This is a genomic window from Lysobacter sp. GX 14042 (assembly GCF_021390425.1).
Classification (GTDB): Bacteria; Pseudomonadota; Gammaproteobacteria; order Xanthomonadales; family Xanthomonadaceae; genus Novilysobacter.
On sequence record NZ_JAJUWY010000001.1, the window covers coordinates 370035 to 395981 of the forward strand.

A 25947-nucleotide genomic window follows, 5' to 3' on the forward strand; every position below is an offset into this window, starting at 1 on the left:
CGCCGATCGGCGGGGCTTTTCCATGTTGCCGGCAGGATCCGGACTCAGAAGCTGTACTTCGCCTCCAGGTAGATCGCCCGGCCGAACACGTCGTACAGGTAGTTGTTGTACGGCGTGCTCTCGGTCCCCGGGAAGTTGGATGCCTGATCGTCGGGCATCTCGTTGAGGACGTTGTTGATCATCATCGCCAGCTGCACGTTGTCGGTCGCACGGTAGTTCAGGCTCAGGTTGTAGGTGGTGTACGCATCCCACTTGCCGGCCGTCGCACCGGAATCATGGACGTAGTCGTAGCCGTCGCCGGCGTAAGCGAGGTAGTTCGGGGTCTTGCCGATGCGGTTGGCGTACACGGTGGTGGTCCACTTGTCCTTCGCCCAGGACACCGACGCATCGGTACGGGTCTTGGCGTAGGCGTCGTAGATCCACATGTAGTACGGGTCACGCAGCAGGTCGATCGGCTCGTCGCCCGGCGACGGGGTCACGGTGTGCTTGAGGTTGTTGGTGTAGTTGGCCGCGAACGCCAGGCTGCCGTAGCTGCCGATGTCGAGCTGGTAGTTCGCACTGACGGTGGCGACCTCCAGGTCCTGCTTGGCGACGTTCACCTTGGGGGTGAAGATCGACACCAGGCCACCGTTGGCGTCGCGCTGGATCCACTCCAGGGCATTGTCGCAGCTGGTGATCGGTGTACCCGAAGCACCGGTGCGGCAGAAGTACTCGGTCAGCAGCAGCTGGTCGGCGTTGATCTGGTCGACCTCATTCTCGATCTTCCAGTTGAAGTAGTCCGCGGTCAGCGAGAAGTTCGCGGTCGGGGCCCACACGAAACCGGCACTCCACACGTCGGCATCGATCGGCTCCAGTTCCGGGTTGCCGGCCTGCGAACCCTCGTATTGGACGCTATCCCAGGTGCAGCCTTCCGTGTTCGCCGGGTCGAAACCCTCCTGCGAGCAGCGGTAATAGTCCGTGTCGAACGAGTAGTAGCCACTCAGGCCCTGGTTGGTGTCGGACAGGGTCGGCGCGCGGAACGCGGTACCGTACTTGCCGCGCAGCAGCAGGGTGTCGATCGGCCGGTACTCGACGCCCAGGCTGTAGGTCGGGCTGTCAGTGGTGTTGCCGTCCAGTTCGAACGCGTCGTAACGGGCCGAGGCGGTCACGGTCAGCTGCTCAAGCAGTGGCATGCGCAACTCGCTGGTTACCGCGTAGCGGCTGCGATGGCCATTGCCGTTGACCGAGCTGGTGCCCCACACGTCGCCGTCCAGCAGGCGCTGGTCGGGGTTGTATTCCCAGCCCTCGTTGCCTACTTCGGCCACGACCGCGAAGCCGGCGTCGCCGCCCGGCAGCGAGAACAGCGCACCGTTGGTGAACTGCGCGCGCAGCAGGTTGTCCCAGGTGCGTGCCTGCGACGTGGTGTAGCCGCTGAAGGCCGCGAAGTCCGTCGGCGAGATCGGCTGGTAGAACGCCGCATAATCGGGGCGGAACACGGGGTAGGCGTTGTAGATGGGATCCAGCCCCAGCTCCGGGCCGAGCACCCGCTCGCTGAAGTACTGGTCGATGGGATCGGCCCAGCGCTGCCATCCGCGCTCGCTCAGCTTGTACTCGTTGCGCGAAGCGAACACGTTGTAGTCCCAGTCGCCCAGGTAGCCGCTGGCGCCGAAGGTGGCGGTATAGGACTTGTTGCGGTCGGTGTTGAGGATGTCCTGGTAGCCCAGTCCGCCGATGTCCTCCGGGGCGAACGAGCGCTGCAGGTTGACCAGCCGTCCGAGGTCCGGATCGTAGTAGGCGCCATACCCGACGCTGGTGCCCCACCAGGTGTAGCTGGAGCCGGTGGCGTACTCCACCTCCTCGTAGTTGCCCATGAGCTCGGCATAGAGCTGCACGCTGTCGTTGAGGTCGAAGGTGGTGTAGGAGTACAGCTGGGTGCTGGACTTGCCGTTGCGCAGGGTGCGGTAGCCCGGCGACTTGAACGAACCGCAGTACTCGCCGTAATCGGGACGGTTCCACTTCTGGGTGGTGCCGCCGAAGTTGCCGGTCACGTTGGCGCAGTTCGCCGGGTCGGTGAAGATGTAGGAGTTCTCCAGCGCATCGATCACCACGAAATCGCGGCTCGGATGCGGCGCACTGTAACCGTCGTTGTTGTACGTGGCGGTCATGTCGCGCTGGAAGCCCCAGATCGGGTCACGCTCGTCGTACTGGATGCCGAAGAGCGAATTCAGCCGGCCGTCGGCGCCGGAGAAGCTGTCGGCGAAGGTGAAGCGCACGCTGTCGCCGCCACCTTCGCTGAACCAGCCACCGCGGATCGACATCTCGGCGGCGTCTAGGTTCTTCTTCAGGATGACGTTGACCACGCCGGCGATCGCGTCCGAACCGTACAGCGAGGACTGGCCGCCCGGGAGGATCTCGATGCGGTCGACCAGCGCGACCGGAATACCGCTGATGTTGTTGAACACGTCCGAGCCGTTGTACAGCGCCGGATAGTTGGCCATCGGGCGGCCGTTGATCAGGTACTTGGTGTACCCGGGATCGAGGCCGAACATGTTGGAGGCCTCGGCACCCTGGGTGAACGAGGCCGAGGTCTGGCCGCCCTGCACGCCACCGGTGGAGAAGGTAGACTGCTGCAGCACGTCGGCAACGCTCTGGAAGCCGCGCATCTGGATGTCCTCGGCGGACACCACGGTCACCGGGGTGAAGGTCTCGACCTCGGTGACCGGGATCAGCGAGCCGGTGACGGTGACGGTATCGAGGTTCTTCGCGTCGGCCTTGGCGGGCGCCGCATCCTGGGCCAGGGCGAGGCCGGCGACCGGAGTGATGAGGACCGCGAGCAACGCGGCGCTCAGTCGGCTGCGCTGCAGCCGGTTGTTGTATCGGGACATGTGGATCCTGTTCTTCTTTGGAGTGAAAGGCCGGCGACCGGTCAGAGGCGGTGCCGCAGGAGCTGCAGTTGTGGAGCCAGTCTCACGCAGGACGTCAGTGGCCCTTTGGTTATAACAACGCCCCGCCGTGCACGCCGGGTGTTGCGGCCGCGTTAAGGTGCTGCGGCCAAACGACGATCAGGAAGGCGCCATGATCGGCAAGATGGCGGCACCTGGCGACGCGACGACGCGACGACGCGACGACGCGACGACGTGACGACGCAGGGCAGGGTGCGGGGCGAAGCGCCGGAAAGAGGGCGACGTCAGGGACGCGAGACGTGGGGATTCCCGGGCACGTACCAGCGCCACGGCAACTCCGTGGCTTTGGTGATGCCGATGCGCGGCGTCACCACGGGGTCGCCAGGAGGCGGAACGCCGTCGCCAAGGATCCGTACCGCACCACTGGCCAGGTCGACCCCATCGAGGGTTCCGGTGATGCCCAGCGCCTGCGCCAGCTTGGCGGGGCCACTGCACAGGTCGCGCTCGCTCCGCGCCCTCGGGCGCGCCTGCCTCATCCGCTCCTGGCCGGCCAGCGGCTCCAGCGCCCGCAACAGCACCGCAGTGCCTTCGCCTTCCTGGCCGCACACCGCGTTCGCGCACCAATGCATGCCGTAGGTGAAATACACATAGAGATGTCCGGCAGGTCCGAACATGGCGGCATTGCGGGCGGTGCGACCGCGGAATGCATGGGAGGCCGGATCGTCGCCGGCGTAGGCTTCGACCTCCACGATCCGGCCCACGCGGCCGTCGGCAGTAGCCAGCAACTTGTTGAGCAGCAAGGGCGCGAGCAGGTCCGCGGGGCGGCGGTAGAAGTTGCCGGGCAGGGCGTTTCCTTCGAACAGGTCCATGCGGGCTGTTCTAGCAGCTGGCGTGCAATCCGGTGTCGAGACCGCCGCGCGTGGGCCACGGACACTTCGGCACCAGCTGATACGCTCGCTCCATCCGACAGGGAGGCGTTGGAAATGCGCAAGAGAACGTCAATGGCCGTCGCGCTCCTGGTCCTCGCAGGGCCGCTGGCGGCGGGTGAGAACCTCGTGTACCGCTGCAAGGACGCCGCAAGCGGCCAGCTGAGCTTCCAGTCGGACCCCTGCGGTCCGGGCCAGGTACATGAGCGTGCCTACGACGCGACTCCGGAGCGGGTCACGCCGGAGCAGGACGCCGCCAACCTGCGCCGCAACGTTGCTCGGCCGAAGCAGCCGGACACGAGACGGGGTGGAAAGCCTGCAACCCGCACCTCCTCACGCGCAGGCGCAGTCATCGGCGGCAACGCCGCTTGCAAGCGCGTGCGCGCCGCGCGCGACAAGGCCTACCGCAAGAACCCGAAGATGGACTACAACGCACGTGGGAAGTGGGGGGGACCGGGTGCGGGAAAGCTGCGGGTAGGTGGGAGGTCGCCAAGTGATGCTCCATGGAGTCACAAGGCGAGAGACTCATGAAGCGAATTGAGCCCCAAACCTGACTTCGCATAATGCATATCGTGGCCGGCGTTCAGATTCACCGTCGCGGCCTGCGTGGGCAGGGCGGGAAGCATCACCGCGCACGCGATAACCGCAACTTCCGCAAGCCTTCGCCACACCTTTTTTTCGTCAGCTGAGAGCGCGCGCGCCTCGCCGACAACCCCCAGGACCCGCTGTAGCGGCTCGCCGGATAGCTCGGAAATCCGCGCACATTGCACGGTGTCCGGGTAGTTGCGGCCATGCCGCCAGTTGGAAACGCTCGCTCGCGACACCCCAAGCGCCTTGGCGAAAGCCGCATCACTGCTGGCTTTGGCGCCGATCTTCGCCTGGTCTATTAACTCGTTCAGTCTGTCCACGTTTAGACCCTCTTGACGGGTGTCGTTCAGGGGGACTATACATGTGCCCGTGTTCAGACGCTCTGAACACCCGGCCGCGCCCCCTGACGCCCTATCAGGGGCCGGCCACCTTCTAGGGCGATAGGGCAGGGGATACGGGCATGGCACTCGACGATCTTGACCGCGATTGCATCGCAACGCTGGCGGCTAGCTGTGAACTCTGGATGGGGTGGGAGCGCGAGGCGTTGGCACGTGGCGATCTGCTCGAGGCGGCGCGGTGCGCGGATCGTGCGGAGTCGGCCTCGGACACCGTGTTCTTTCTCGTTGGTGCGAAGTCGTGAGGGTGCTGGTCGGCTGCGAGTCCTCCGGCATCGTGCGCGACGCGATGATGCGCGCCGGGCATGATGCAATGTCCTGCGATCTGCTACCCACCGAGCGCCCCGGCCCGCACTACCAGGGCGACGTGTTCGACGTGATCGGCGACGGTTGGGACCTCGCTATTTTCCATCCGCCCTGTACCCATCTCGCGGTCAGTGGGGCGCGCTGGTTCAAGGATAAGCAGCAGCAGCAGGCCGAGGCTCTGGAGTTCGTGCGCCGCCTGCTGCTTGCACCTATCCCGCGTATCGCTTTGGAGAATCCGGTATCGGTGATCTCGTCGCGCATCCGCCAGCCTGACCAGATCATCCAGCCTTGGCAGTTCGGGCACGGCGAGACAAAGGCCACGTGCCTGTGGCTTATCGGTTTGCCGCCGCTGGTGCCGACCAACATCGTGGAAGGTCGCGAGCAGCGCATTCACCGGATGCCGCCGGGACCCGATCGCTGGCGCGAGCGTAGCCGCACCTTCCAGGGTATCGCCGACGCGATGGCCACCCAGTGGGGTGGTGCGGTGGAGCAGCCTTTGCCGCTGCGGGGTGCCGCGTGATCCTCGCCCACGAAGCCGTTTCCGCGACCCTCGCCGCGTTTCATGCCGGCGTGGGCGTCGGCGTCCTGCTCGGCCTCGCGCTCGGCTTCGGCATTACCGCCTGGAGCCGGCGGCGATGAGCCCTCTTCGTCGGGGGCTCGTCGGGGTGGTGCGACTTGGGTTAGGGGCTGTCGTCGTGATCCTCGCCCACGAAGCCGCGTCCGCGACCCACGCCGAGTTCCATGCCGGCGTGGGCGTCGGCGTCCTGCTCGGCCTCGCGCTCGGCTTCGGCGCGTGGAGCCGGCGGCGATGAACGCGCTTCTGGAGGTCTTGGTGGTCGTGGTGTTCTTCCTTGTGACCTACGGCGTGCTGTTGCTGTGGGACTTGATGCGGTGACCGCCCACCACGCCAACGCAGGCTGCTACCAGTGCGGCGGGAGCCTCGCATGGTCCCGCCTTCGGTCGTTCCGCGACGGCACGCTGCGCGCTGTCCGCGAGCTTCTCGCCTGCTACGACTGCGGCGCGCTGCTCGCCCGCCGGGAGTGGTTCCGATGACCGGCCATCTCGTTCGCTGCGATGGCTCGGACTTCGCCTTCCGCATGTGCCAGGACGGCCCGGAGTGGGTCGCCGAGTTGTTCTTCCGTGGGGAGTCGCTGCGCGATGAGTTCCGCGCCGACTCGCCCGAAGCCTTGCGCCTCGCCATCGCCGAATGGCTGCTGCGCCTGACCGTGGACGCGAGGGCGCTGCAGTGACGCTGTTAACAAGAACCCCCCCCACCGGGATGGGGACGTATTCGACGGACGGTCAGCGGCTCGGGGTTCCCGAGCTTTCGGCGCGCTCGTATGCGGCGGCTCTGGCGTTCCACGGCGCGGAGCGCCCCCCGTGTAGTAACACGGGGATGCTTCACCCCCGCGAAGCCGACGCGCCGGCGTTCGTTGACTACCTCGCCTTCACGATCAAGGGCGCGAAGCGGCTTCTATCCCGGGTCCCGCGCCACGCGGATGCCCCGGACGGGCTGGAAACGCTCCGCGCGGCCCTGTGGGGCATTGCGGACGATACCTGGACCTCTGACCGCGACCGGGTGCGTGCGGCGGCCCTGTGGGCCGATCTGCCCGAACCGCTGCCCGTCGACTGCACCGGCCATGCGGCGATGAAGACCCTGACCGGTCGCCGTGTCGAACTCGGCCTGTACCTGCTCGCCCGGACCATGATTGAAGCGGTAGGCCCCGCGCTCATGGTTGACGAACTGTGTGGCAAGGGCCTCAACGGCTACAGCGATCACGCAAAGATCAGAACGCATCTCGGCGAGAACTGCGGCTCCATCGCTGTCGGCGGCAACCGCGACACCGTACACGTGATCCTGACCGGGCAGGCCTGCCGTCGCCTGGACATGCACAAGCTCGCCGACGCCCTCGACGGCTTCGACGTGCGTATCAGCCGCATTGATTCGGCATGGGACGACTTCTCCGGCCGCTTCGGCACCCCGCGCGATGCGGCCACGAAGTATGCGGACGGCGGCTTCCAGCCCGAACGGGGCACGCGGTCCGCGTCTGTCCAGCTGGTTGACGACCTCGGTTCCGGCAAGGGGTCGACCTTCTACCTCGGCGACCGGAAAACCCGGCTCCTGCGCGTCTATAGCAAGGGTCAGCAGCTGGGTGACCCGGAGTCGCCTTGGACTCGATATGAAATCCAGTGGATGGGGTCCGCGTTCGACCTCTCCACCGACAACCTCCGCGCGCCCGGTGCGCTGCTTGCGCGGTACCCGGACCTCGGCCACCTGCCGGTGTGCAGCGACGGTACCGGCGCGCACCGCACCCAGCGCGAGGCGGAAATCTCCGCCGCGCGCACGGCGAAGTGGATCAAGACCACGTGCGGAGCCGCCATCGGCCTTGCGGCCGATGCGATTGGGCCTGAACTGTTTGTGGAGCTGGTACGGCGCGAGGAAGACGCCGTGCCGCGCCGGCTCCGTGGAATTGCCGACACCAGGGCGGACGTATCCGCACGGGTGGGTGGTGCGCTGTTGGAGCAATGCAGGCATGCGCCCGCTGCATCGCTCCCGTCATTCGAAAGGGCGTGGGATAAGTGCAATGAGCAAGATGATTCTTCGGGCGGAAGTGGAATCCGACTTCGTGGACGAGCGGTCAGGCGTGAGCGCGAAGGGCAAGCCCTACACGATTCGCGAGCAGGAATGTTGGTTTTACCTCGGGTCGAAGTTTCCCGAGAAAGTCCGGCTTTCGCTGGATGAAACCCAGCCGGCCTACCGCGCCGGTCTGTATGAGGTCGACCTGACGCCGGCGCTGACCGTCGGCGATTTCGGCCGCCTCGCCATCGACGGTCGCCGGTTGAAGCTCGCCCCGGTCGTTGCCGCCACGGCGGCCAAGGCATAACCCCATGCCGCGCCAGTACGTCTGCCTCGAATGGAACGACACCACGCAGGCATGCGAGGGCGCGGCGTGGATCGAACAGCAGTCCGCCCCGGACTGGCTGCCTACGGTTGAACAGGCTCAAACCGTAGGGGGAGCGATCTTCGGCAGTTTGGCGTTGATCGCGGCAATGAGCCTTCTTCTACCAAATAGGAGCAACAACGATGACTAAGTACGCACACCTGCGCGACCGCGCTTCCTCGTTCGTCAACAGCACCAAGGCCAAGGCGTACGCCGCGGGCGGTCTGGCCGCCTCGGCCGCCCCGTTCGCGTTCGCCCAGGACTCCGCCTTTGACCCGGCCGCGATCACCGCGAAGATCACCGAGAACACCGGTATTGCGGTGGGCATCGTGGGCGCCCTGATCCTCGGCGTCTGGACCCTGCGTTCGATGGGCATCCTCAAGCGCGGCGGCTAATCCGGCCGGTGGTGCAACACCGGGGCCGGCCGTCGCGTGCGATGCGTCGGCCCCACTTCTTTTCAGGGGGTCACGGTGGAAGGTCTGGTAATGCTCGTCTGGTGGTGCCTCGCATCGTGGGTCACCTGCGCGGTGATGACCCGATGACCGGCCCCGCATGGCTCGCCCGCTACGCGACCCGCGTTGCCGTGCGCCGCGTGGTGACCGTGCTGGTGCTTGCGCTGCTGGCGTGCGTGGGTATCGGGAGGGCGGAAGCGCAAAGTGCGCAGCCTCATGCGTGTGGATCATCGTCTGAACGGTGCACGTTGCAACAGGCAATTGATAACTGTCGGTGGGGACAGGGTTTTTATGAGGGTTCGGGTCGGTGTGTGATCGGTGGTCTGTGGGACACCGATATGCTCTTGAGGAATGCGGGAGACACCGGCAACATTCGGACTTGGAGATTCACCGGCGGATGCCCGTCGGGATCAGCGTTTGACCCGGATTCGTTGACCTGCACCACCGAATGCGGCGCCGACGCCTGGCCCGACCCCCTCAACCCCGGCCAATGCCTGACGGACCAGAAGTGCCGCGAGCGCAATAGCAGCATGTCCCTCGGGTCTGGCTTGCAGACGCGGCCCTATGGTTCGAAGTGCCTCGGCGGCTGTGAGTACGCCATCCCGCCCGGGACCGGCATCACGTCCACCGTGATCGGCGGGGAGACCCTGTATTCGGGTGAATACGAATGGACCGGCGGCGGCACCTGCCGCGCTGCGCCGCCCGCGCCGCCAGCGGAAGAACCCAAGGCGCCCCGCGAGCAGTGCACGTCCATTCCCGGCAGCGATATGACCCGCTGCATGCGCAACGACGGCTCCACCTGTGTGAGCGCGACCAGCGGGGCGCAAATTTGCTGGAAGCCCGGCGAAACCGGCCAGAAGGCGCACGAAAACATCGCCCAGGTAGCCAACGCCGGCGACCAGCCGATCCCGCCGCCGAATCTCAACCTGCCAAGCGGTGACGCGCTGGAGCCGAAAGGCCCGCCGGTGAACGTCAGCACGACGAATAACGCCACCAACACCACGATCAACACCACGATTCAGAATTACCAGACGGTCCACGGCACCAATGCCGGGGGCAACGACGGCGTCCCGAAGCCCGGCGAGCCGGGGCACAAGGAACCGGGTCCGGACGGCCCGAAAGACGGCAACAGCGACGACGGCACGGCCGACGGCGGCGAGGACTGCGACCGCGCCCCGGTGGTCAGTGATCCCATGCTCGGGATGGTCGCCACGCAGGCGTGGGCTACCCGCTGCGCAGTCGAGGCCGGCAACGCGGCGAAGGTCACCGGCGACGTAGGCGATTGCAAGAGCGATTACACGGTCGAAGGCGACAATGCCAACGCCCACCAGCTCCGCGCCCTGCGTGCGTCGATCTGCGGCGCGGAGAAGCGGGCCGAGGAAGGGAAGGGCGAGCGCCAGTCCGACGCGGCCACCTTCGACAGCGAGGCCGACGCGCTCGAGGCCGAGTTCGGGACGAACGTCTTTGCGGAAGGCGACGGAACCGGCATCAGCTTTAACACCGGGTGGTGGGTGGCCGGCGGTGGGTCGTGCCCGGATATCTCTGCAACCCTGCCGTCATGGGCGGGCGGTGCCACCTGGACGCCGCCGCCCCAGTTCTGCCAGCTGTTGCGTTGGCTGTCGCTGCTCTTTCAGGCAATCGCGATGGTCTGGGGTGTCCGAATCGTGATGGGTAGATAAGTCATGGCATTGCCTTTGCTTGCGGTCGGTGGGGTCGGGGCCTTGATCGCCACCGCCGTTCGTTGGGTGCTGATCGCCCACGGCGCGGCCATCGTCGCCCGCATTCTCGGCACCTTGGGACTCGCGTTCGTGACCTATCAGTACGTGGTCGAGCCGGTCTTGAACCAGCTTAAGCAAGCGGTCTCGACGCTGCCGGCGGAAGTCCTCGTCTGGATATCCGCCCTCGGGCTGGACAAGGTGATTTCGATTCTCGCCAGCGCGTACCTGATCGCGGCGGCGCGCAATGTCGTATTGGGGAAGCGTGAATGAGCGTCAAGGCACTGACCGACGAAGCCAGCATCACCCTGCTGACCGGCCTGCCGGGGTCGGGAAAGACCCTGCGCACAGTCGCATGGATCAAGGACGCCATCGACAAAGGCGAGGTGGTGTTCGTCTCCAATCTCAACGGCTTGAAGCTGCCGCATATCAGCTTCGAAGACCCGCGCCAGTGGGAAGAAATTCCGGCCGGCTCCGTGTTGGTAGTCGATGAAGCTCAGCAGTTTTTCCGCGCCCGCCGTGGCGGGGAAGTGCCGCCATACCTGACGGCGATGGAAACAATCCGCCACAAGGGCGTGCGCCTGCTGCTGACGACGCAGCAACCCGACTACCTGGACACCCATCTACGCGGGCTGGTCGGCAAGCATGAACACCTCCTGCGCGTCAACGGCAAGCCGGCCGCGAAGATCTGGCGGCACAACGAAGTGATGGACAACGTCCGGAGCGAGCGGGCGAGGGCGCGCTATGACTCCGAAACGTGGGACTACCCGCCGGAGTTGTTCCCGCTGTACGAAAGCGCCCAGGTACACACGGTCAAACGGACTATGTCGGCGCGCATGAAACGCGGCTTGGTCCTCGCCGCCTTGACCGGCGTTCTGGTGCTCGGGGTCGGCTGGAAGTTCCTCGGCTTTTTCGGTGGTGGTGATGCGAAAGCGCAGCCGGTCTCTCCACCGGCCGAGCGCCGCGAGGCGCGCGGCCCGGTGGAGAGACCGGCGAGCATGCAGCGCACGGCGGCTGACAAGCACGAACCCGAGGCCGTCCGCGACTACTTCGCCAACCTTCAACCCCGCGTCGGCTCCCTGCCGTGGTCCGCACCCGCCTACGATGACCGCCCGGTGATCGCCGAGCCGCGCATCTTCTGCATGGACGCGGGCCGGGGTCAGGACGCGGCCGGGGAGTGGGTCGACGGCGGCCAGCTGTGCGTGACCGAGCAGGGCACCCGCCACGTGGTCACCGAGGCCGAAGCGCGGATGCTGGCGCGCTGGGGTGAGCCGTATAACCCGTACCGCAACCCGGACCACAACCGGGGCACCGCGCCACAGCCAGCCGAGCCGGCACGCCCTGTGTCCGCGCCCGTCGCCGTCGCCCTGCGATCTGCCCAGGTCAACGGCTATGGTGAGTTGGGCGTAAGAGCGAACCCCGGCCCGTGATCCCCTACGCCGTCGACGTGTGGCTTGCCAAGGCGCTGTTCGCCTTCGGCCCGAAGTCGGTCATCCTGTGGGCGTTCCTGATTGGCACCGGAACCGGTTTCGGTCTCCAGGCGGCCGCCGAGCGTTTCAGGAATAGAACATCGGAAAACACTTGACAAACACAGAAAGACAGGATATCTAGCTGCAGCACCGTCTACAGAAAAGTCAAGCTGCACCGCACCATTTCGGCTGTTCCATGTGCGCAACACCGGTTCACTGTTTGTGGGTGCGATGCCCGGAAACCCGCGCAGCCCAGGCCACGGAAACCCGCTCTTGATCCTGCCCGCGCCGGTCCCGCTGGCGGTGATCCCGCCGGGGTCGCACGCAGGCGAACAGCCCGCACCGGCTCACTGCAAAACCGCTTTTGCTACTCTCCCGCTATCCGTAGGGGGGATAACCAATGCACCGCATCATCACGGCCGCCGCGCTGCTGCTGTTCGCCGGCTCCGCGCTTGCGCAGACCGGCACCGTCTACCGTTGCAAGGGCGACGATGGGAGCCTCGCTCTCCAATCGCACCCGTGCGGCCCGGATCAGACGGTTGAAGCTGCAACCAACTACCGGCCCGAGCGCCTGACGCGCGCGCAGGAAGACGCCATCCGTCAACGCAACCTGTACCGGCCTGTCCAGCAGCAGGGGGCACAGTCGGGCGGCACGGCTGCGGTCATCAGGCAGCGCACCGACAGCGCCTGCGCTACAGCGCGGGCGTACCGGGATCAGGCGTACCGGAACAATCCGAAGATGGGGTATGAGGCCCGGCAGTCGCTGGGCAACACCGTGCGCAACGCCTGCAAGTAGCTACCGGTAGACCCGCGCATGCCGGTACAGCCACCGGTCCAGCAGGTGCGGGGCGATCCACTCGCGGTTGGGCGACACCAGCCGCTGGCCGGCCATTCGCCAGCCGCTCCACGGGCCGTGAAGCGGCGTGACGTTGTAGACGGTGCGGTTGTGGTACGCGGCTGCGCAGTGGTTCGGGCAGGGCTGGCCCTCACGCCAGCACGGGGGACGCTCCATTGGGGCGGCTCCAGGCGGCGAACCATCGAGCCACGGCACGGGTCAACGCCCTGCGTAAGTTCGCATAATGCATATTATGTTCATAGCCAGGTGATCGCAGCAGCTTAGGCCCCACAACCTTGTCCCACAGGAGGTTTTCCGATCTCTGATGATGGGGTTGGTTTTCGCCGGTGGTGCTGACACGTGGCTATCGCCACCCCGGCGCCTCCACGCTCGCCTCCGGGTGCTCCTGCATGAACTATTTCTCCTGACATTGATCCCGGTCAGTACGCCCAACGGACCTGCTGGCTATCATCCGCCGTCACACGACTCCACGTCGCACCGTGAGGATCCAGCACGTGAACCCGTCCAGTGCCCGTCCCGCCCTGTACAACTCCATGGCCGCCGCCTTCCTCGGGCTTGCCGTAATGAGCACCGCGTGCGCCCAGGCGGCGCTGCCCTCCGGCGGTGTTTCCGCTCACGGCGCCAGCCACGACGCCACGGCGGACTCCGCAAGCACGCGGCCCCTGGTGGTGATGCACAAGAGTCCGACCTGCGGCTGTTGCGGCAAGTGGGCCGAGCACATGCAGGAGGCGGGTTTCCGCGTCGAAACCCGCCTTGCCGATGACATGGGGCTGATCAAGCAGCGCGCGGGCGTGCCGGTCGACAAGGCCTCCTGCCACACCGCCGAGGTCGACGGCTACTTCATCGAGGGCCACGTACCGGCTGCCGACGTCAAGCGGCTGCTGGCCGAGCGCCCCGATGCGCGGGGTCTTGCGGTGCCCGGCATGCCGATCGGCTCGCCGGGGATGGAAGTGCCCGGCGGAGCCGTGCAGCCGTATGTCGTGGAGCTGGTGTCCGGTGACGGCGGCACCTCCACGTTCGCGCAGCACGGCGAACGGTAAGCGCGGCGACGCGGCATCCGGCAACGCCGGCAATCGACAGCCACGTCACGCCACAGCGGGAACATGCTTCTCCACCACCGGACGACTCCCGGATGGAGCGCCGGTGCCCAGGCACCCGGAGAAGCCAATGAACTCGCACGACCGCGCTGCAGGAGTCCGGCGGCGTTGCAGCCGCAGCATGGCGGCCCTGCTCGCCTTCCTGGCGGGCCTTCCCGCAACGCACGTGCTCGCCGAAGAGGCAGGCGAGCACCTCACTGGCGATTGGGGCGGCGCCCGCAGCCGGTTGGCCGGGCGCGGCATCACCTTCGACATCGGCTACGACAGTGAGCTCGCCCGCAACCTGAGTGGCGGCAGCCGGGACATGACGCGGTACGCCGACCAGTGGCAATTCGGCACCACCCTGGACCTTGAGCAGCTGTGGGGCTGGGAGGGCGCGAGCTTCCAGGCGGTGATGACCCATCGCAGTGGCGACAACCTGAGCGTCGATGCGGGGCTCGGCACCAACCAGCAGGTGCAGGAAATCCATGGCCGCGGGCAGACCTGGCACCTGACCACCTTCGCCCTGGAACAGGCGTTCCTCGAGGGTCGGCTGGAGTGGCGGATCGGCCGCTTGACGGTCGGCGACGACTTCGCCAGCTTTTCCTGCGATTTCCAGAATCTCACCTTCTGCGGCTCCCAGCCCGGCAACATCGTCGGCGATTACTGGGTGAACTGGCCGACCAGCCAGTGGGGCACGCGCTTGAAGCTGCACGCGACACCGCAGACTTACCTTCAACTCGGCGCCTACCAGGTCAACCCGCGCTACATCGACGACGCCTACGCGCGGCGCAACGGCTGGAAACTGGATTTTCCTGGAGGCACCACGGGGGCGCTGATCCCGCTGGAGTTCGGCTGGACACCGCAACGCCACGGGCTGCCCGGCAGCTACAAGCTCGGCGCCTGGTACGACACCTCCGGTGGCGACGACCTGCTGCTGGACGGTGATCGCCGCCCGCTCGCGATCACCGGCGGCGAGCCGCTGCAGCGCGGGGCGCGACACGGCGCTTACCTCAATTTCGAGCAGCAGCTCGGCGGCGTACCCGGGGGCACGGGTGCCCGTGCGTTCCTCAACATCACCCAGGCCGACCGCGCCACCGCCGCGACCGACCGGCAGATCTCGCTCGGCGTGCAGTACCGCGGTCCGTTCGGGCGCGAGGCGGACATGCTGGGTTTCGCCGTCGGCGCCACCCATGCCAACCCGCGTGCCGCCCGCCACCAGCGCCTCTACAACCGACTGCATCCGGATGACGCCTCGCCGGTGCTGCACGGCAACGAATATGCCGCCGAACTGATCTATGCGTGGCGCCCGATATCGGCGCTCACCATCCGGCCGAACCTGCAGTACGTGGTCAGGCCCGGCGCGACCAGCGAGCACCGCGACGCGTTCGTGGTGGGACTGAAGAGCAGCATGGTCTTCTAAGCCTTTCGCCCGCCATGCACATGGCCACCACGCGCACTGTCGGATGGTCGCCGACGTCTCCAGCATCTGGAAGCTCCCATGAACCCACGCACCCCGCCACGCGCGCCGGCGATCACCGGCATCGTGTTCCTGCTCATCGGCCTGGTCCTCGCCGGCGGCGGCGCGTGGCTCGCCGGCCTGGGTGGCTCCTGGTTCTACCTGTTGGCAGGCGTGGGGTTCCTCGTGGTCGCCGCGTTGCTGTGGATGCGCCGCGGCGCGGCTCTTTCGGTGTATGCGTTGTTGTTGCTCGCCACGCTGGCCTGGGGGCTGTGGGAGGCCGGGCTGGACTGGTGGCCGCTCGCGACCAGGCTGGGCATGCCTTTCGTGCTCGGGATCTGGCTACTGCTGCCTTGGGTACGGCGTGCGCTTTTGCCGACGGGCGCAGCGGTGTCCCGCACCCGCGGCCCCGGCATCGCCCTCGCCGCAATGCTTGCCCTGGTGCTGGTGGCTTCGATCGGCTCGTGGACCGGCGACCGCCACCGCATCCAGGGCGAGGCACCGGGCGCGCGCACCGATCCGGCCATGCTGGAAGACGACGTGCCGCCGGGCGAATGGCACGCCTACGGCCGTACTCCCTACGGCCAGCGCTACTCGCCCCTGGGCCAGATCACCCCCGACAACCTCGGGCAACTCGACGTCGCCTGGACCTTCCGCACCGGTGACGTCCGTGGGCAACCCGGGGATCCGGTGGAAACCACGTTCGAGGTCACTCCACTCAAGATCGGCGATCGCCTGTTCCTGTGCACTCCGCACCAGCAGGTGATCGCACTGGACGCGACAAGCGGCGAAGAGCTCTGGCGGGTCGATCCGGAGATCCAGGGCGATCTTGCGCTCCAGCACCTGACCTGTCGCGGGCTCTCCTACTCCCCCGGGCCGGCCGCAGCCGACATCCCGGAAGAGGCCGCGACCGCTGCCATGGCCGCCACCGGCGGCGCAGCGCCCTCCCCCGCGGCACGCACCTCCTCTGGCGCTCCCATCGCCACGGCGGAGTTGCCAAGCACCGACTCCTGTGGCGCACGCCTGTTCATGCCCACTGCCGATGGCCGCCTGATCGCGTTGAGTCCAGAAGACGGCCACGTATGCGAACGCTTCGGCAACGGCACCGGCCAGATCGACCTGTGGCAGAACATGCCGAACGTCCAACCAGGCTCGTACTACTCGACCTCGCCCGTGGTGGTGACGCGCTCGCTGGTGATCGTCGGCGGCACCGTCCTCGACAACGTTTCCACCGAAGAGGCGTCGGGCGTGATCCGCGCATTCGACCTGGACACCGGCGAGCTGGTCTGGAACTGGGACTCGGGCAACCCGGAGGATACCGCCCCACTCGGCCCCGGCCGGACCTACACCCCCAACTCGCCCAACAGCTGGTCGATTTCGAGCCTTGATGAAGACCTTGGCCTGGTCTACGTGCCGATGGGCAACCAGCCGCCCGACCAGTGGGGCGGCGAGCGCACCGCCGAGGTGGAACGGTACTCCAGCAGCGTGGTCGCGCTCGATATCGCGACCGGCCAGGTACGCTGGGTATTCCAGACCGTTCATCACGACCTCTGGGACTACGACGTTCCGGCACAGCCGAGCCTCGTCGACCTGACGATCGACGGTCGCCGGGTGCCGGCGCTGGTGCAGCCGACCAAGCAGGGCGAGCTGTTCGTCCTTGACCGCCGTACCGGCGAGCCGGTGCTCCCCGTGACCGAAACACCGGCGCCGCAAGGCGCCGTCAAAGGCGACCACACCGCACCCTCACAACCGTTGTCGGCACTGTCGTTCAACCCGCCACGGCTGACCGGGGCAGACATGTGGGGTGCCACCCTGATCGACCAGATGGCCTGCCGGATCGCGCTGCGCCGGATGCGCTACGAGGGTCGCTTCACCCCTCCCTCGTTACAGGGTTCGGTGATCTACCCGGGCAACTTCGGTGTGTTCAACTGGGGCGGTGTAGCGGTGGATCCGGTGCGCCAGGTGGTGTTCGCCACGCCGACCTATCTCGCCTTCACCTCCAGGCTGATACCGCGCGAGGATGAAACCACTCTGTACGTCCAGCCCGAGGACGCGCCGCAGCACGGTGCCCTCCCCAATCTCAACGAGAACTTCGGAGCCCCGTTCGCCGCCGAAATGGGGCCGTTCCTCTCGCCGCTGGGGATTCCATGCCACCAGCCGCCCTGGGGCTACGTGGCCGCGGCCGACCTGACCACCGGGGAGGTGTCCTGGCAGCACCGCAACGGCACCGTGCGCGACCTGTCCCCGCTCCCGCTGCCATTCCGGATGGGTGTACCCGGCATTGGCGGGCCCATGATGACCGGAGGCGGCGTCGCGTTCTACTCCGGTTCGATGGACTACTACATCCGCGGCTACGACGTCACCACCGGCGAGGAGCTCTGGCGCGATCGCCTGCCCGCCGGCGGCCAGGCGACGCCAATGACCTACCTGGGCACGGATGGACGCCAGTACCTGCTGGTGATCGCCGGCGGGCACGGCTCGACCGGGACCAAGACGGGAGATTACGTGATCGCGTACGCGCTGCCGGAGGCCCGGTAGCGCGCCGCCTGTTCGTGGGCAGCCGACCTGCCGCGGCCCACGGTATGCGCCCCTTGGAACACCTGCCGCAAAAACACCAAGGGCCGCCTTCCGGCAGCCCCTGGTGCTTGCTTTGAAGTGGCGTCCCCACGGGGATTCGAACCCCGGTCGCAACCGTGAAAGGGTTGTGTCCTAGGCCTCTAGACGATGGGGACGCAGTGGTTTTCCGCACCTAGCTCGACTGCTTTCACTCAGTCGGGTAACGAAGAACCTTTGAAGTGGTGGAGCCAGGCGGGATCGAACCGCCGACCTCTACAATGCCATTGTAGCGCTCTCCCAGCTGAGCTATGGCCCCACGTGCTGGAAAGTCGACAAGCTTAAGGACGAGTCCGCGGTCCGTCAAGCTGTTTTCTGCAACTTTTTTGAAGCTTCCCGGTCGTGCCTCAGTGTCGCGACACCGTGGCCCCGCTCGGCCAGGTATTGTAGCCACTTCCCGAGAAAAGTGTTCATTTTCAGCCGGTGTCCGACCAGTTCCGCCGGCGGCGGGTACATCCCCAACACATCCTGCCAGCGGCGGCCGATGTAGCAGTGGGTCGCCTCCAGCTGGCGCGCATCGTGGTACTGGCGCAGGAAAGCCGACGGGTCCGGTTGCCCGGTGAGCGGGTCGGTCATGGCATAGGTCAGGCGCAGCTCGGTGGTGTAGCGGTGTTGCTCGATCACCTCGAGGCACACGTCCAGCCCGTCGCCGACGCTCGACACGTAGCTGCCCTGCTCCAGCCCACCCGGCGCGAACAGCCCCGCCATGCGGGCGTGGTTCTCGGTATAGAGCGCCATCAGCCAGCCAAAGCGGCTCAGTGCCGGGAACCGGGGTCGCTGCGGGCGTGTTGCGGAAGCCGTCATGCCGTGATGCTACACGGCTAGAACATCTCGCGGCGGATTCCCAGCGTCGACATCACCTTGCTCGAGATCTCCTCGATCGAGGTGTGGGTCGTGCTCAGGGTGGGGATCCGCTCGGCGCGGAACAGCGCCTCGGCGGCGGCGACCTCGTGCCGGCAGGTCTCCAGCCTGGCGTAGCGCGAGCCGGGCCGGCGCTCCTCGCGGATCTCGGCCAGCCGCTCGGGGTCGATGGTCAGGCCGAACAGCTTGTGCCGGTGCGGTCGCAGGCGTGCCGGGAGGCGGTCGTGCTCCAGGTCCTCTTCGGTCAGCGGGTAGTTGGCCGCCCTGACGCCGTAGTGCAACGCCATGAAGACGCAGGTGGGGGTCTTGCCGGCGCGCGAGACCGCCACCAGCACCACGTCGGCGTCCGAGTAGTCCACCGCCATTCCGTCGTCGTGGGTCAGCGCGTAGTTCATCGCGTTGATGCGCCGGTGGTAGGTGTCGAAATCGACGATCGCGTGCGCGCGCCCGACATGGCGCTGGCGGGCCTGGCCCAGCTCGCGTTCCAGCGGCTCGATGAAGGGTGCGAACACATCCAGCACCAGCGCCCCGCTCTCGGCGAGCGCCTCGGTGATCCGGCTGTCCATGCAGGAATTGATCACCAGGGGGCGCACGCCGTGCAGCTCACCCGACTCGCGGATCCGCCGCGCCGCCGCCGCCGCGCGTTCGACGTTGTCGACGAAGGCGATCCGCTCGCCGATGAAGGTGGTATCGCTGAACTGGGTGAGCAGGCTATGGCCGATGGTCTCGGCCGTGATGCCGGTGCCGTCGGATACGTAGAAAACCGGCCGTGTCTGGCTCATTGTACCTGCCCCGCTGCTGCCTGCCCAAAGGAAAACCCGCGCCGGATCAAGCTTGTGTGCCCCCGGCGCAGCGGCGATCATAGCGGTTTGGCCGCCCTGCCCGGCACCTGGCACCCCGGAGACACCGTCTTGAAGCAGAACATCCTGTGGCTGCACGAGCTGCGCTTGAACGACCTTGCCCGCGTCGGCGGCAAGAATTCCTCGCTCGGCGAGATGATCGGCAACCTGGCGGGGCTCGGTGTTTCGGTCCCAGGCGGTTTTGCGACAACCTCGGAGGCGTTCCAGGACTTCATCGCCCACAACGACCTGCACCAGCGGATCTTCGACCGTCTGGCATCGCTGGACGTGGAGGATGTCGGCGCGCTGACCCGGGCCGGGGCGGAGATCCGCGGCTGGGTCATCGACGCGCCGCTGCAACCCGAACTGGACCGGGAGATCCGCGAGTCCTACCGTCGCCTCGCGGGTGAAAACGGCGGTGGCGATGTCGCCGTGGCGGTGCGCTCCTCGGCCACCGCCGAGGACCTGCCCGACGCCTCCTTCGCCGGCCAGCAGGAAACCTTCCTCAACGTCACCGGGGAGGACGACGTCGTCCTCAAGGTCAAGGAAGTCTTCGCCAGCCTCTACAACGACCGTGCGATCGCCTACCGCGTCCACCACGGCTTCAAGCACGAGGACGTGTTCCTGTCCGCCGGCGTGCAGCTGATGGTGCGCTCGGACGTGGGCGCCTCGGGCGTGCTGTTCACCCTGGACACCGAGTCCGGCTTCCGCGACGTGGTGTTCATCACCTCGAGCTACGGGCTGGGCGAGATGGTGGTCCAGGGCGCGGTCAACCCCGACGAGTTCTACGTCTACAAGCCGACCCTGCGCGAGGGCAGGAAGGCCATCCTGCGCCGTTCGATCGGCGCCAAGCAGCTGCGCATGGTCTATTCCGACGTGCCCGGCGAGCGCGTGCGCACCGAGGACACCCCGGCGGAGCTGCGCGGAAAGTTCTCGGTCTCCGACGAGGACGTCCAGGAACTGGCGAAGCAGGCGCTCGTCATCGAGGAGCACTACGGCCGCCCGATGGACGTGGAGTGGGCGAAGGACGGCGTGTCCGGCAAGCTGTTCATCGTCCAGGCGCGCCCCGAAACCGTGAAGTCGCGGACCAGGGCCACCCAGATCGAACGCTTCCACCTCGGCGAGCGTGGCCCGGTGGTCTGCGAGGGCCGTGCGATCGGCCAGAAGATCGGCAGCGGCGTCGCCCGCGTGGTGCGTTCGCTGGCGGACATGGAGCGCGTGCAGCCCGGCGACGTGCTGGTCGCCGACATGACCGACCCGGACTGGGAGCCGGTGATGAAGCGCGCCGCCGCCATCGTCACCAACCGCGGCGGGCGCACCTGCCATGCGGCGATCATCGCCCGCGAACTGGGCGTTCCGGCCGTGGTCGGCACCGGCAATGCGCTGGACACGATCCAGGACGGCCAGCCGGTCACCGTGAGCTGTTCCGAGGGCGATACCGGTTTCATCTACGAGGGCGCCCTGCCCTTCGAGCGCACCACCGCCGATCTTGAACACATGCCGCCGGCGCCGCTGAAGGTGATGATGAATGTCGCCAACCCCGAGCGCGCCTTCGACTTCGCCATGCTGCCCAACGCCGGCGTCGGCCTGGCGCGGCTGGAGATGATCATCGCCAGCCACATCGGCGTGCATCCCAAGGCACTGCTGGAGTTCGACCGCCAGGACCCGGAGGTGCAGCTGCAGATCAGGCGCAAGACCGCCGGCTACGCCGACCCGGTGGAGTTCTACGTCGGCCGCCTGGCCGAGGGCATCGCCACCATCGCCGCCTCGGTCAACCCGAACCCGGTGATCGTGCGCATGTCGGACTTCAAGTCCAACGAGTACGCCAACCTCATCGGCGGCAGCCGCTACGAGCCGCACGAGGAGAACCCGATGATCGGGTTCCGCGGCGCCAGCCGCTACGTCGACCCGAGCTTCGCCGAGGCCTTCGCGCTGGAGTGCCAGGCCGTGCGCCGGGTGCGCGGCGAGATGGGCCTGGCCAACGTCTGGGTGATGATCCCGTTCGTGCGCACCCTGGACGAGGGCCGCAAGGTGGTCGAGGTGCTGCGCGCCAACGGCCTGGAACAGGGCAAGGACGGCCTGAAGATCATCATGATGTGCGAAGTCCCCTCCAACGCCCTGCTGGCCGAGGAGTTCCTGGAGATCTTTGACGGTTTCTCGATCGGCTCCAACGACCTGACCCAGCTCACCCTGGGCCTGGACCGCGACTCCGGCATCGTCGCCAAGCTGTTCGACGAGCGAGACCCGGCGGTCAAGAAGCTGCTGTCGATGGCCATCCAGACCGCCCGCGCCAAGGGCAAGTACGTCGGTATCTGCGGCCAGGGCCCCAGTGACCATCCGGACCTGGCGCAGTGGCTGATGGAACAGGGCATCGAGTCGGTTTCGCTCAACCCCGACACCGTCGTCGACACCTGGCTGCGGCTGGCCAAGGCGAAAGCCGGCGGGGCCTGAGCTCCGCCGCACCGGCGTCATCCGAGGGCCCATGGACTCCTTGCCCGTCCCCGACTCGTACGCCGTCATCGCGGCGATGATCACCCCGGCGTTCTTCCTGACCGCCGTGGGCTCTCTGCTGATCTCATCGAACAACCGCCTCGGCCGGGTGGTCGACCGCCTGCGCATCGAGATCCAGCGCCTGCACGAGACCCACGACCAAGCGCGACCCGAGCTCGAGGCCCGGATCCTGATCCACCAGCGCCGCTCCTACCTGGTGCTGGCCGCGTTGCGGTTGCTCTACGGCGCGCTGAGCGCTTTCGTGGGCACCAGCATCGCCATCGCCGTGGATGCGGCGGTGCTCGACAACGCGATGCATTGGCTGCCCACCGTGCTGGCGGTGGTCGGCGTGCTGCTGGTCTTCGCCGCCTCGCTGTGCCTGGGGCACGAGGCGCGCCTGGGGGTGCAGACGCTCAACCGGGAGCTGGAGAACGAACTGGCGCTGGACCCGAACCAGCCCTGACGGGGAGCTCTACCGGGCGGTCTCGTCGATGCCGCCCAAGCGGCCCATGAAGAAGCGGTAGTGGCGCAGCTCGTCGATCGAGTCGTGCACGTCGCTCATGGCGGTGTGGGCGGCCTTCTTGCCCACCCCGGCCAGGATGTCAGGCGCCCAGCGTCGCGCCAGTTCCTTGATCGTGCTGACATCCAGGTTCCGGTAATGGAAATGGGCTTCCAGCTCCGGCATCAGGCGATGCAGGAACCGGCGGTCCTGGCAGATCGAGTTGCCGCACATCGGCGATACACCCGCCGGCACCCAGCGTCGCAGGAACTCCAGGGTGCGCGCCTGGGCCTGCTCGACGGTGACCTGCGACTCGAGTACCCGCATCCACAGCCCGGACATGCGGTGCTGGTTGCGGTTCCAGTCGTCCATGGCCTCCAGCCGGACCAGCGGCTGCGAGATCGCCAGCTCAGGGCCTTCGGCCAGCACCTTCAGGTTCCTGTCGGTCACCACCGTGGCGATTTCGATGATCTCGTCGGCCGTGGTGTCGAGCCCGGTCATCTCCAGGTCGATCCAGATCAGGTTGTCGGTGCTTGCGCGGCTGTCGGTCATTCGGCTCGTGTCCGTGGAAGGTGCCTGCATGATACGCGCAGGTCCCATCCGCGGCGGCCGTCAACGGCGTTCCTTCGGTCCGGTCCGGCGTGCGCGGAACCAGGTACGCAGGCGCTCGCCGGCTTCCGTGCCGAGCACCCCTCCCTGGACCTCCACCCGATGGTTGTGCCGCGGATCGCCGAGCAGGTCGAACACGCTGCCTGCCGCCCCGGTCTTGGGATCGTGCGCCCCGAACACCACCCGGGCGAGCCGCGCGTGGACCATCGCCATCGCGCACATCGCGCACGGCTCCAGGGTGACGTACAGCGTGCAGCCGGTGAGCCGGTGGTTGCCCAGGCGGAAGCCGGCCTGCCGCATCGCCACGATCTCCGCATGGGCGGTCGGGTCATGCTCGGTGATGTTGCGGTTCCAGCCCTCGCCGAGCACCTGTCCGGCGGCGGACACCAGCACCGCCCCGACCGGAATCTCGTCGTCCTCGCGCGCGCCCCGCGCCGCCAGCGCCAGGGCGTGGCGCATCCAGCGTTCATCGCGGTCTGCAATCGGGGTCATGGCGGTCGCGTACCTGCGGGCCGCGCAGGATACCGTACCGCCCACGTACACCGCCCCCGTACAATCGCCCCATGCCCGAGACTCCCCTCCCCGCCCTCCACGGCACCGGCACCGCGGCCGCCCGCGCCGCCACCGTCGCCGACTTCCGCCACAACCTCGACTCGGTCCGCACCCGTATCGCCGCGGCCTGCGCGCGTGCCGGCCGCGAGCCGGCCAGCGTGCGCCTGCTGCCGGTCAGCAAGACCGTGGACGAGGCGCGGCTGCGCCTGGCCTACGAGGCCGGCGTTCGCGATTTCGGCGAGAACAAGGTGCAGGAGGCGGCGCACAAGGCCGAGGCCATGGCCGACCTGGCCGGCCTGCGCTGGTCGGTGATCGGCCACCTGCAGACCAACAAGGCGAAGGTGGTGGCGCGCTTCGCCGACGAGTTCCAGGCGCTCGACAGCCTGCGGGTCGCCGAGGTGCTCGACCGCCGGCTGCAGGCCGAAGGGCGCGGCTTGGACGTGCTGGTGCAGGTGAACACCTCCGGCGAGGACAGCAAGTTCGGCCTGGCGCCCGACGAGGTCGCGCCGTTCATCCGCAAGTTGCCGGCCTACCCGGCCCTGCGGGTGCGGGGACTGATGACGCTGGCAGTGTTCTCGCCCGATCCCGACCGCGTGCGACCCTGCTTCGTGCGGTTGCGCGAGTTGCGCGGGCGCCTGCGCCAGGACGCCCCCGACGGGATCGCCCTGGACGAGCTGTCGATGGGCATGTCGGGCGATTTCGAGCTGGCGATCATCGAGGGCGCGACGGTCGTGCGCGTGGGCCAGGCGATCTTCGGGCCGCGGACGACGCCGGACAGCAGGTATTGGCCACCGGGACGGTGACCCTACCGTGGTTGCCGGCAGTCACTCCCACTCGATGGTGGCGGGGGGCTTTCCGCTGATGTCATAGACCACGCGTGAAATGCCGCGCAACTCGTTGATTATCCGGTGTGACACGCGCCCGAGGAAATCGTACGGCAGGTGCGCCCAGTGCGCGGTCATGAAGTCGACGGTTTCCACCGCGCGCAGGGCGATCACCCACTCGTAGGCCCGTGCGTCACCCACAACCCCCACCGACTTCACCGGCAGGAACACCGCGAAGGCCTGGCTGGTCTTGTCGTACAGGTCCGCCTTGCGCAGCTCGTCGATGAAGATGTGGTCGGCGCGGGCCAGCAGTTCGGCGTATTCGCGCTTCACCTCGCCGAGGATGCGTACCCCCAGGCCCGGCCCCGGGAACGGGTGGCGGTAGACCATCGAGGGCGGCAGGCCCAGCTCGACCCCGAGCCGCCGGACCTCGTCCTTGAACAGCTCGCGCAGCGGTTCGATCAGCTTGAGGTTCATCTTCTCCGGCAGGCCGCCCACGTTGTGGTGGCTCTTGATGACGTGCGACTTGCCGGTGCCTGCGCCGGCCGATTCGATGACGTCCGGATAGATCGTGCCCTGCGCCAGCCAGCGGGCATTGGTGAGCCGGCCGGCCTCCTCGTCGAAGATCTCCACGAACAGGTTGCCGATGACCTTGCGCTTGGCCTCCGGGTCGCCGATGCCTTCCAGCGCCTCGAAGTAGCGGTCGGCGGCATCGACCCGGATCACGTTCACGCCCAGGTGCTCGGCGAATGTCGCCATGACCTGGTCGCCCTCCTGCCAGCGCATCAGGCCGGTATCGACGAAGACGCAGGTCAGCTGGTCGCCGATCGCCTTGTGCAGCAGCGCGGCGACCACCGAGGAGTCGACCCCGCCCGACAGGGCGAGCACCACGTGATCGCCGCCGACCTGCTCGCGCACGCGGGCGATCTGGTCCTGGATGATGTTGGCCGGCGTCCACAGCTGGCGGCAGCCGCAGATCCCGGTGACGAAGCGCTCCAGCAGCGCGTTGCCCTGCTTCGTATGGGTCACCTCGGGGTGGAACTGCACGCCGTACCAGCGCTTCCCGTCATTGGCGAAGGCCGCCACCGGAACCCGGTCGGTGCGCGCGGTGACGACGAAGCCGGGCGGTGCCTGCGAGACGTGGTCGCCGTGGCTCATCCACACGTCCAGCCGCGGCGGCGAGCCCGGGTGGTCCTTCAGGCCCTCGAACAGCCGGTCCTGCGCCACCAGCGAGACCTGTGCATGGCCGTACTCGCGCTGGTCGGCGGACTCGGTCGCCCCGCCCAGCTGCTTGGCCATGGTCTGCATGCCGTAGCAGATGCCCAGCAGCGGCAGCCCGGAGTCGAACACCGCCTGCGGCGCCCGCGGGCAGCCCTCGACGGTGGTCGACTCGGGCCCGCCGGACAGGATGATGCCCTTCGCGCCGTAGGCGGCGATCTCGTCCGGGTCGTGGTCCCAGGCCCAGACCTCGCAGAACACGCCCAGCTCGCGGATGCGGCGGGCAATGAGCTGGGTGTACTGGGCCCCGAAATCGAGGATCAGGATCTTGTCGCCGTGGATGTCACGGACGGCGTCGCGCGTGGAGTCTGGCATG

Annotated in this window: 27 protein-coding genes and 2 tRNA genes; 18 read left to right on the plus strand and 11 right to left on the minus strand. The window is 67.4% G+C overall.

Annotated elements, in window-relative coordinates; genetic code table 11:
• Nucleotides 1-44: 44 nt before the first annotated feature.
• The 3 genes from LY625_RS01695 to LY625_RS01705 all read right to left on the minus strand — a co-directional run bounded on the left by LY625_RS01695 (nucleotide 45) and on the right by LY625_RS01705 (nucleotide 4716).
• Complete coding sequence (locus LY625_RS01695) at nucleotides 45-2864, minus strand: TonB-dependent receptor (protein ID WP_233737269.1); 2820 nt, start codon at nucleotides 2862-2864, stop codon at nucleotides 45-47.
• A 302-nt stretch (nucleotides 2865-3166) separates the two neighbouring features.
• Nucleotides 3167-3751, minus strand: coding sequence for a DNA-3-methyladenine glycosylase (locus LY625_RS01700; protein ID WP_233737270.1), 585 nt, complete (start codon nucleotides 3749-3751; stop codon nucleotides 3167-3169).
• Nucleotides 3752-4317: 566 nt separating this feature from the next.
• Nucleotides 4318-4716 carry a helix-turn-helix domain-containing protein gene (locus LY625_RS01705; protein WP_233737271.1) on the minus strand — a complete coding sequence of 133 codons (399 nt, stop codon included), beginning with the start codon at nucleotides 4714-4716 and terminating at the stop codon, nucleotides 4318-4320.
• Between the two features lie 140 nt (nucleotides 4717-4856).
• On the opposite strand from LY625_RS01705, the gene LY625_RS01710 reads away from it, so the two are divergent.
• The 12 genes from LY625_RS01710 (at nucleotide 4857) to LY625_RS01760 (ending at nucleotide 12471) form a co-directional block, all read left to right on the plus strand.
• Complete coding sequence (locus LY625_RS01710) at nucleotides 4857-5036, plus strand: hypothetical protein (RefSeq protein WP_233737272.1); 180 nt, start codon at nucleotides 4857-4859, stop codon at nucleotides 5034-5036.
• On the plus strand, nucleotides 5033-5617 hold the full coding sequence (locus tag LY625_RS01715; RefSeq protein WP_233737273.1) for a hypothetical protein: 585 nt from the start codon (nucleotides 5033-5035) through the stop codon (nucleotides 5615-5617). Before LY625_RS01710 ends, LY625_RS01715 begins: the two co-directional genes overlap by 4 nt.
• Complete coding sequence (locus LY625_RS13335; RefSeq protein WP_255703231.1) at nucleotides 5614-5736, plus strand: hypothetical protein; 123 nt, start codon at nucleotides 5614-5616, stop codon at nucleotides 5734-5736. Before LY625_RS01715 ends, LY625_RS13335 begins: the two co-directional genes overlap by 4 nt.
• Before the next feature lie 410 nt (nucleotides 5737-6146).
• Complete coding sequence (locus LY625_RS01720) at nucleotides 6147-6347, plus strand: hypothetical protein (protein WP_233737274.1); 201 nt, start codon at nucleotides 6147-6149, stop codon at nucleotides 6345-6347.
• A gap of 146 nt (nucleotides 6348-6493) precedes the next feature.
• Nucleotides 6494-7840 carry a replication initiation factor domain-containing protein gene (locus tag LY625_RS01725; protein ID WP_233737275.1) on the plus strand — a complete coding sequence of 449 codons (1347 nt, stop codon included), beginning with the start codon at nucleotides 6494-6496 and terminating at the stop codon, nucleotides 7838-7840.
• Between the two features lie 146 nt (nucleotides 7841-7986).
• Nucleotides 7987-8190, plus strand: a complete 204-nt coding sequence (locus LY625_RS01730; protein ID WP_233737276.1) for a hypothetical protein — start codon at nucleotides 7987-7989, stop codon at nucleotides 8188-8190.
• Complete coding sequence (locus tag LY625_RS01735; RefSeq protein WP_233737277.1) at nucleotides 8183-8434, plus strand: hypothetical protein; 252 nt, start codon at nucleotides 8183-8185, stop codon at nucleotides 8432-8434. The genes LY625_RS01730 and LY625_RS01735 overlap by 8 nt, the downstream gene beginning before the upstream one ends.
• Nucleotides 8435-8922: 488 nt before the next feature.
• Nucleotides 8923-10170 carry a hypothetical protein gene (locus LY625_RS01740; RefSeq protein WP_233737278.1) on the plus strand — a complete coding sequence of 416 codons (1248 nt, stop codon included), beginning with the start codon at nucleotides 8923-8925 and terminating at the stop codon, nucleotides 10168-10170.
• A gap of 42 nt (nucleotides 10171-10212) precedes the next feature.
• Nucleotides 10213-10479: a DUF2523 family protein gene (locus tag LY625_RS01745; protein WP_233737279.1), complete on the plus strand. Its 267-nt coding sequence runs from the start codon at nucleotides 10213-10215 to the stop codon at nucleotides 10477-10479.
• Nucleotides 10476-11636, plus strand: coding sequence for a zonular occludens toxin domain-containing protein (locus LY625_RS01750; protein ID WP_233737280.1), 1161 nt, complete (start codon nucleotides 10476-10478; stop codon nucleotides 11634-11636). The genes LY625_RS01745 and LY625_RS01750 overlap by 4 nt, the downstream gene beginning before the upstream one ends.
• Nucleotides 11633-11791, plus strand: coding sequence for a hypothetical protein (locus LY625_RS01755; protein ID WP_233737281.1), 159 nt, complete (start codon nucleotides 11633-11635; stop codon nucleotides 11789-11791). The genes LY625_RS01750 and LY625_RS01755 overlap by 4 nt, the downstream gene beginning before the upstream one ends.
• A gap of 284 nt (nucleotides 11792-12075) precedes the next feature.
• The gene (locus LY625_RS01760; protein WP_233737282.1) at nucleotides 12076-12471 is read left to right on the plus strand and encodes a hypothetical protein; all 396 of its coding nucleotides are present in this window, start codon (nucleotides 12076-12078) and stop codon (nucleotides 12469-12471) included.
• Here LY625_RS01760 and LY625_RS01765 read toward each other — a convergent pair whose 3' ends face one another.
• Complete coding sequence (locus LY625_RS01765) at nucleotides 12472-12687, minus strand: hypothetical protein (protein WP_233737283.1); 216 nt, start codon at nucleotides 12685-12687, stop codon at nucleotides 12472-12474.
• Between the two features lie 377 nt (nucleotides 12688-13064).
• On the opposite strand from LY625_RS01765, the gene LY625_RS01770 reads away from it, so the two are divergent.
• The 3 genes from LY625_RS01770 to LY625_RS01780 all read left to right on the plus strand — a co-directional run bounded on the left by LY625_RS01770 (nucleotide 13065) and on the right by LY625_RS01780 (nucleotide 17604).
• On the plus strand, nucleotides 13065-13571 hold the full coding sequence (locus LY625_RS01770) for a DUF411 domain-containing protein (RefSeq protein WP_233737559.1): 507 nt from the start codon (nucleotides 13065-13067) through the stop codon (nucleotides 13569-13571).
• Nucleotides 13572-13749: 178 nt separating this feature from the next.
• On the plus strand, nucleotides 13750-15030 hold the full coding sequence (locus LY625_RS01775; protein ID WP_233737284.1) for a carbohydrate porin: 1281 nt from the start codon (nucleotides 13750-13752) through the stop codon (nucleotides 15028-15030).
• Nucleotides 15031-15108: 78 nt separating this feature from the next.
• Entirely contained in the window at nucleotides 15109-17604 is a 2496-nt protein-coding gene (locus LY625_RS01780; RefSeq protein WP_233737285.1) for a membrane-bound PQQ-dependent dehydrogenase, glucose/quinate/shikimate family, read from the plus strand.
• A gap of 118 nt (nucleotides 17605-17722) precedes the next feature.
• Here the strand turns inward: LY625_RS01780 and LY625_RS01785 are convergent.
• The 4 genes from LY625_RS01785 to LY625_RS01800 all read right to left on the minus strand — a co-directional run bounded on the left by LY625_RS01785 (nucleotide 17723) and on the right by LY625_RS01800 (nucleotide 19322).
• Nucleotides 17723-17798, minus strand: a tRNA-Glu gene (locus LY625_RS01785).
• 64 nt (nucleotides 17799-17862) lie between these two features.
• Nucleotides 17863-17938: transfer RNA gene (locus tag LY625_RS01790), tRNA-Ala, on the minus strand.
• Nucleotides 17939-17982: 44 nt separating this feature from the next.
• A complete protein-coding gene (locus tag LY625_RS01795) occupies nucleotides 17983-18483 on the minus strand; it encodes a DUF1249 domain-containing protein (RefSeq protein ID WP_233737286.1) in 501 nt (166 codons plus the stop codon).
• A gap of 17 nt (nucleotides 18484-18500) precedes the next feature.
• A complete protein-coding gene (locus LY625_RS01800) occupies nucleotides 18501-19322 on the minus strand; it encodes a pyruvate, water dikinase regulatory protein (RefSeq protein ID WP_233737287.1) in 822 nt (273 codons plus the stop codon).
• Nucleotides 19323-19451: 129 nt separating this feature from the next.
• Here LY625_RS01800 and ppsA point away from each other — a divergent pair, with 129 nt between their 5' ends.
• Nucleotides 19452-21830, plus strand: coding sequence for a phosphoenolpyruvate synthase (ppsA, locus tag LY625_RS01805; RefSeq protein WP_233737288.1), 2379 nt, complete (start codon nucleotides 19452-19454; stop codon nucleotides 21828-21830).
• Between the two features lie 31 nt (nucleotides 21831-21861).
• Nucleotides 21862-22332, plus strand: a complete 471-nt coding sequence (locus tag LY625_RS01810; RefSeq protein ID WP_233737289.1) for a DUF2721 domain-containing protein — start codon at nucleotides 21862-21864, stop codon at nucleotides 22330-22332.
• 9 nt (nucleotides 22333-22341) lie between these two features.
• Here the strand turns inward: LY625_RS01810 and orn are convergent, their stop codons facing one another.
• Nucleotides 22342-22920, minus strand: a complete 579-nt coding sequence (orn, locus tag LY625_RS01815) for an oligoribonuclease (RefSeq protein WP_233737290.1) — start codon at nucleotides 22918-22920, stop codon at nucleotides 22342-22344.
• A 60-nt stretch (nucleotides 22921-22980) separates the two neighbouring features.
• Nucleotides 22981-23469 (minus strand): tRNA adenosine(34) deaminase TadA, encoded by a 489-nt coding sequence (gene tadA / locus LY625_RS01820; protein ID WP_233737291.1) that lies wholly within the window; start codon nucleotides 23467-23469, stop codon nucleotides 22981-22983.
• 71 nt (nucleotides 23470-23540) lie between these two features.
• Between tadA and LY625_RS01825 the strand changes: the two genes are divergently transcribed.
• Nucleotides 23541-24332, plus strand: a complete 792-nt coding sequence (locus LY625_RS01825) for a YggS family pyridoxal phosphate-dependent enzyme (RefSeq protein WP_233737292.1) — start codon at nucleotides 23541-23543, stop codon at nucleotides 24330-24332.
• Nucleotides 24333-24353: 21 nt separating this feature from the next.
• On the opposite strand, the gene guaA is transcribed toward LY625_RS01825, so the two are convergent.
• Nucleotides 24354-25946, minus strand: coding sequence for a glutamine-hydrolyzing GMP synthase (gene guaA / locus LY625_RS01830; protein ID WP_233737295.1), 1593 nt, complete (start codon nucleotides 25944-25946; stop codon nucleotides 24354-24356).
• Between the last annotated feature and the right edge of the window lies 1 nt (nucleotide 25947).

What these genes read in the sequence shown, in the direction of transcription:
- LY625_RS01695 (WP_233737269.1), bottom strand. Translation starts at nt 2,864, where the DNA reads ATGTCCCGATACAACAACCGGCTGCAGCGCAGCCGACTGAGCGCCGCG.
- LY625_RS01700 (WP_233737270.1), bottom strand. Translation starts at nt 3,751, where the DNA reads ATGGACCTGTTCGAAGGAAACGCCCTGCCCGGCAACTTCTACCGCCGC.
- LY625_RS01710 (WP_233737272.1), top strand. Translation starts at nt 4,857, where the DNA reads ATGGCACTCGACGATCTTGACCGCGATTGCATCGCAACGCTGGCGGCT.
- LY625_RS01720 (WP_233737274.1), top strand. Translation starts at nt 6,147, where the DNA reads ATGACCGGCCATCTCGTTCGCTGCGATGGCTCGGACTTCGCCTTCCGC.
- LY625_RS01725 (WP_233737275.1), top strand. Translation starts at nt 6,494, where the DNA reads ATGCTTCACCCCCGCGAAGCCGACGCGCCGGCGTTCGTTGACTACCTC.
- LY625_RS01730 (WP_233737276.1), top strand. Translation starts at nt 7,987, where the DNA reads ATGCCGCGCCAGTACGTCTGCCTCGAATGGAACGACACCACGCAGGCA.
- LY625_RS01735 (WP_233737277.1), top strand. Translation starts at nt 8,183, where the DNA reads ATGACTAAGTACGCACACCTGCGCGACCGCGCTTCCTCGTTCGTCAAC.
- LY625_RS01750 (WP_233737280.1), top strand. Translation starts at nt 10,476, where the DNA reads ATGAGCGTCAAGGCACTGACCGACGAAGCCAGCATCACCCTGCTGACC.
- LY625_RS01760 (WP_233737282.1), top strand. Translation starts at nt 12,076, where the DNA reads ATGCACCGCATCATCACGGCCGCCGCGCTGCTGCTGTTCGCCGGCTCC.
- LY625_RS01765 (WP_233737283.1), bottom strand. Translation starts at nt 12,687, where the DNA reads ATGGAGCGTCCCCCGTGCTGGCGTGAGGGCCAGCCCTGCCCGAACCAC.
- LY625_RS01770 (WP_233737559.1), top strand. Translation starts at nt 13,065, where the DNA reads ATGGCCGCCGCCTTCCTCGGGCTTGCCGTAATGAGCACCGCGTGCGCC.
- LY625_RS01775 (WP_233737284.1), top strand. Translation starts at nt 13,750, where the DNA reads ATGGCGGCCCTGCTCGCCTTCCTGGCGGGCCTTCCCGCAACGCACGTG.
- LY625_RS01780 (WP_233737285.1), top strand. Translation starts at nt 15,109, where the DNA reads ATGAACCCACGCACCCCGCCACGCGCGCCGGCGATCACCGGCATCGTG.
- LY625_RS01795 (WP_233737286.1), bottom strand. Translation starts at nt 18,483, where the DNA reads ATGACGGCTTCCGCAACACGCCCGCAGCGACCCCGGTTCCCGGCACTG.
- LY625_RS01800 (WP_233737287.1), bottom strand. Translation starts at nt 19,322, where the DNA reads ATGAGCCAGACACGGCCGGTTTTCTACGTATCCGACGGCACCGGCATC.
- LY625_RS01810 (WP_233737289.1), top strand. Translation starts at nt 21,862, where the DNA reads ATGGACTCCTTGCCCGTCCCCGACTCGTACGCCGTCATCGCGGCGATG.
- orn (WP_233737290.1), bottom strand. Translation starts at nt 22,920, where the DNA reads ATGACCGACAGCCGCGCAAGCACCGACAACCTGATCTGGATCGACCTG.
- tadA (WP_233737291.1), bottom strand. Translation starts at nt 23,469, where the DNA reads ATGACCCCGATTGCAGACCGCGATGAACGCTGGATGCGCCACGCCCTG.
- LY625_RS01825 (WP_233737292.1), top strand. Translation starts at nt 23,541, where the DNA reads ATGCCCGAGACTCCCCTCCCCGCCCTCCACGGCACCGGCACCGCGGCC.
- guaA (WP_233737295.1), bottom strand. Translation starts at nt 25,946, where the DNA reads ATGCCAGACTCCACGCGCGACGCCGTCCGTGACATCCACGGCGACAAG.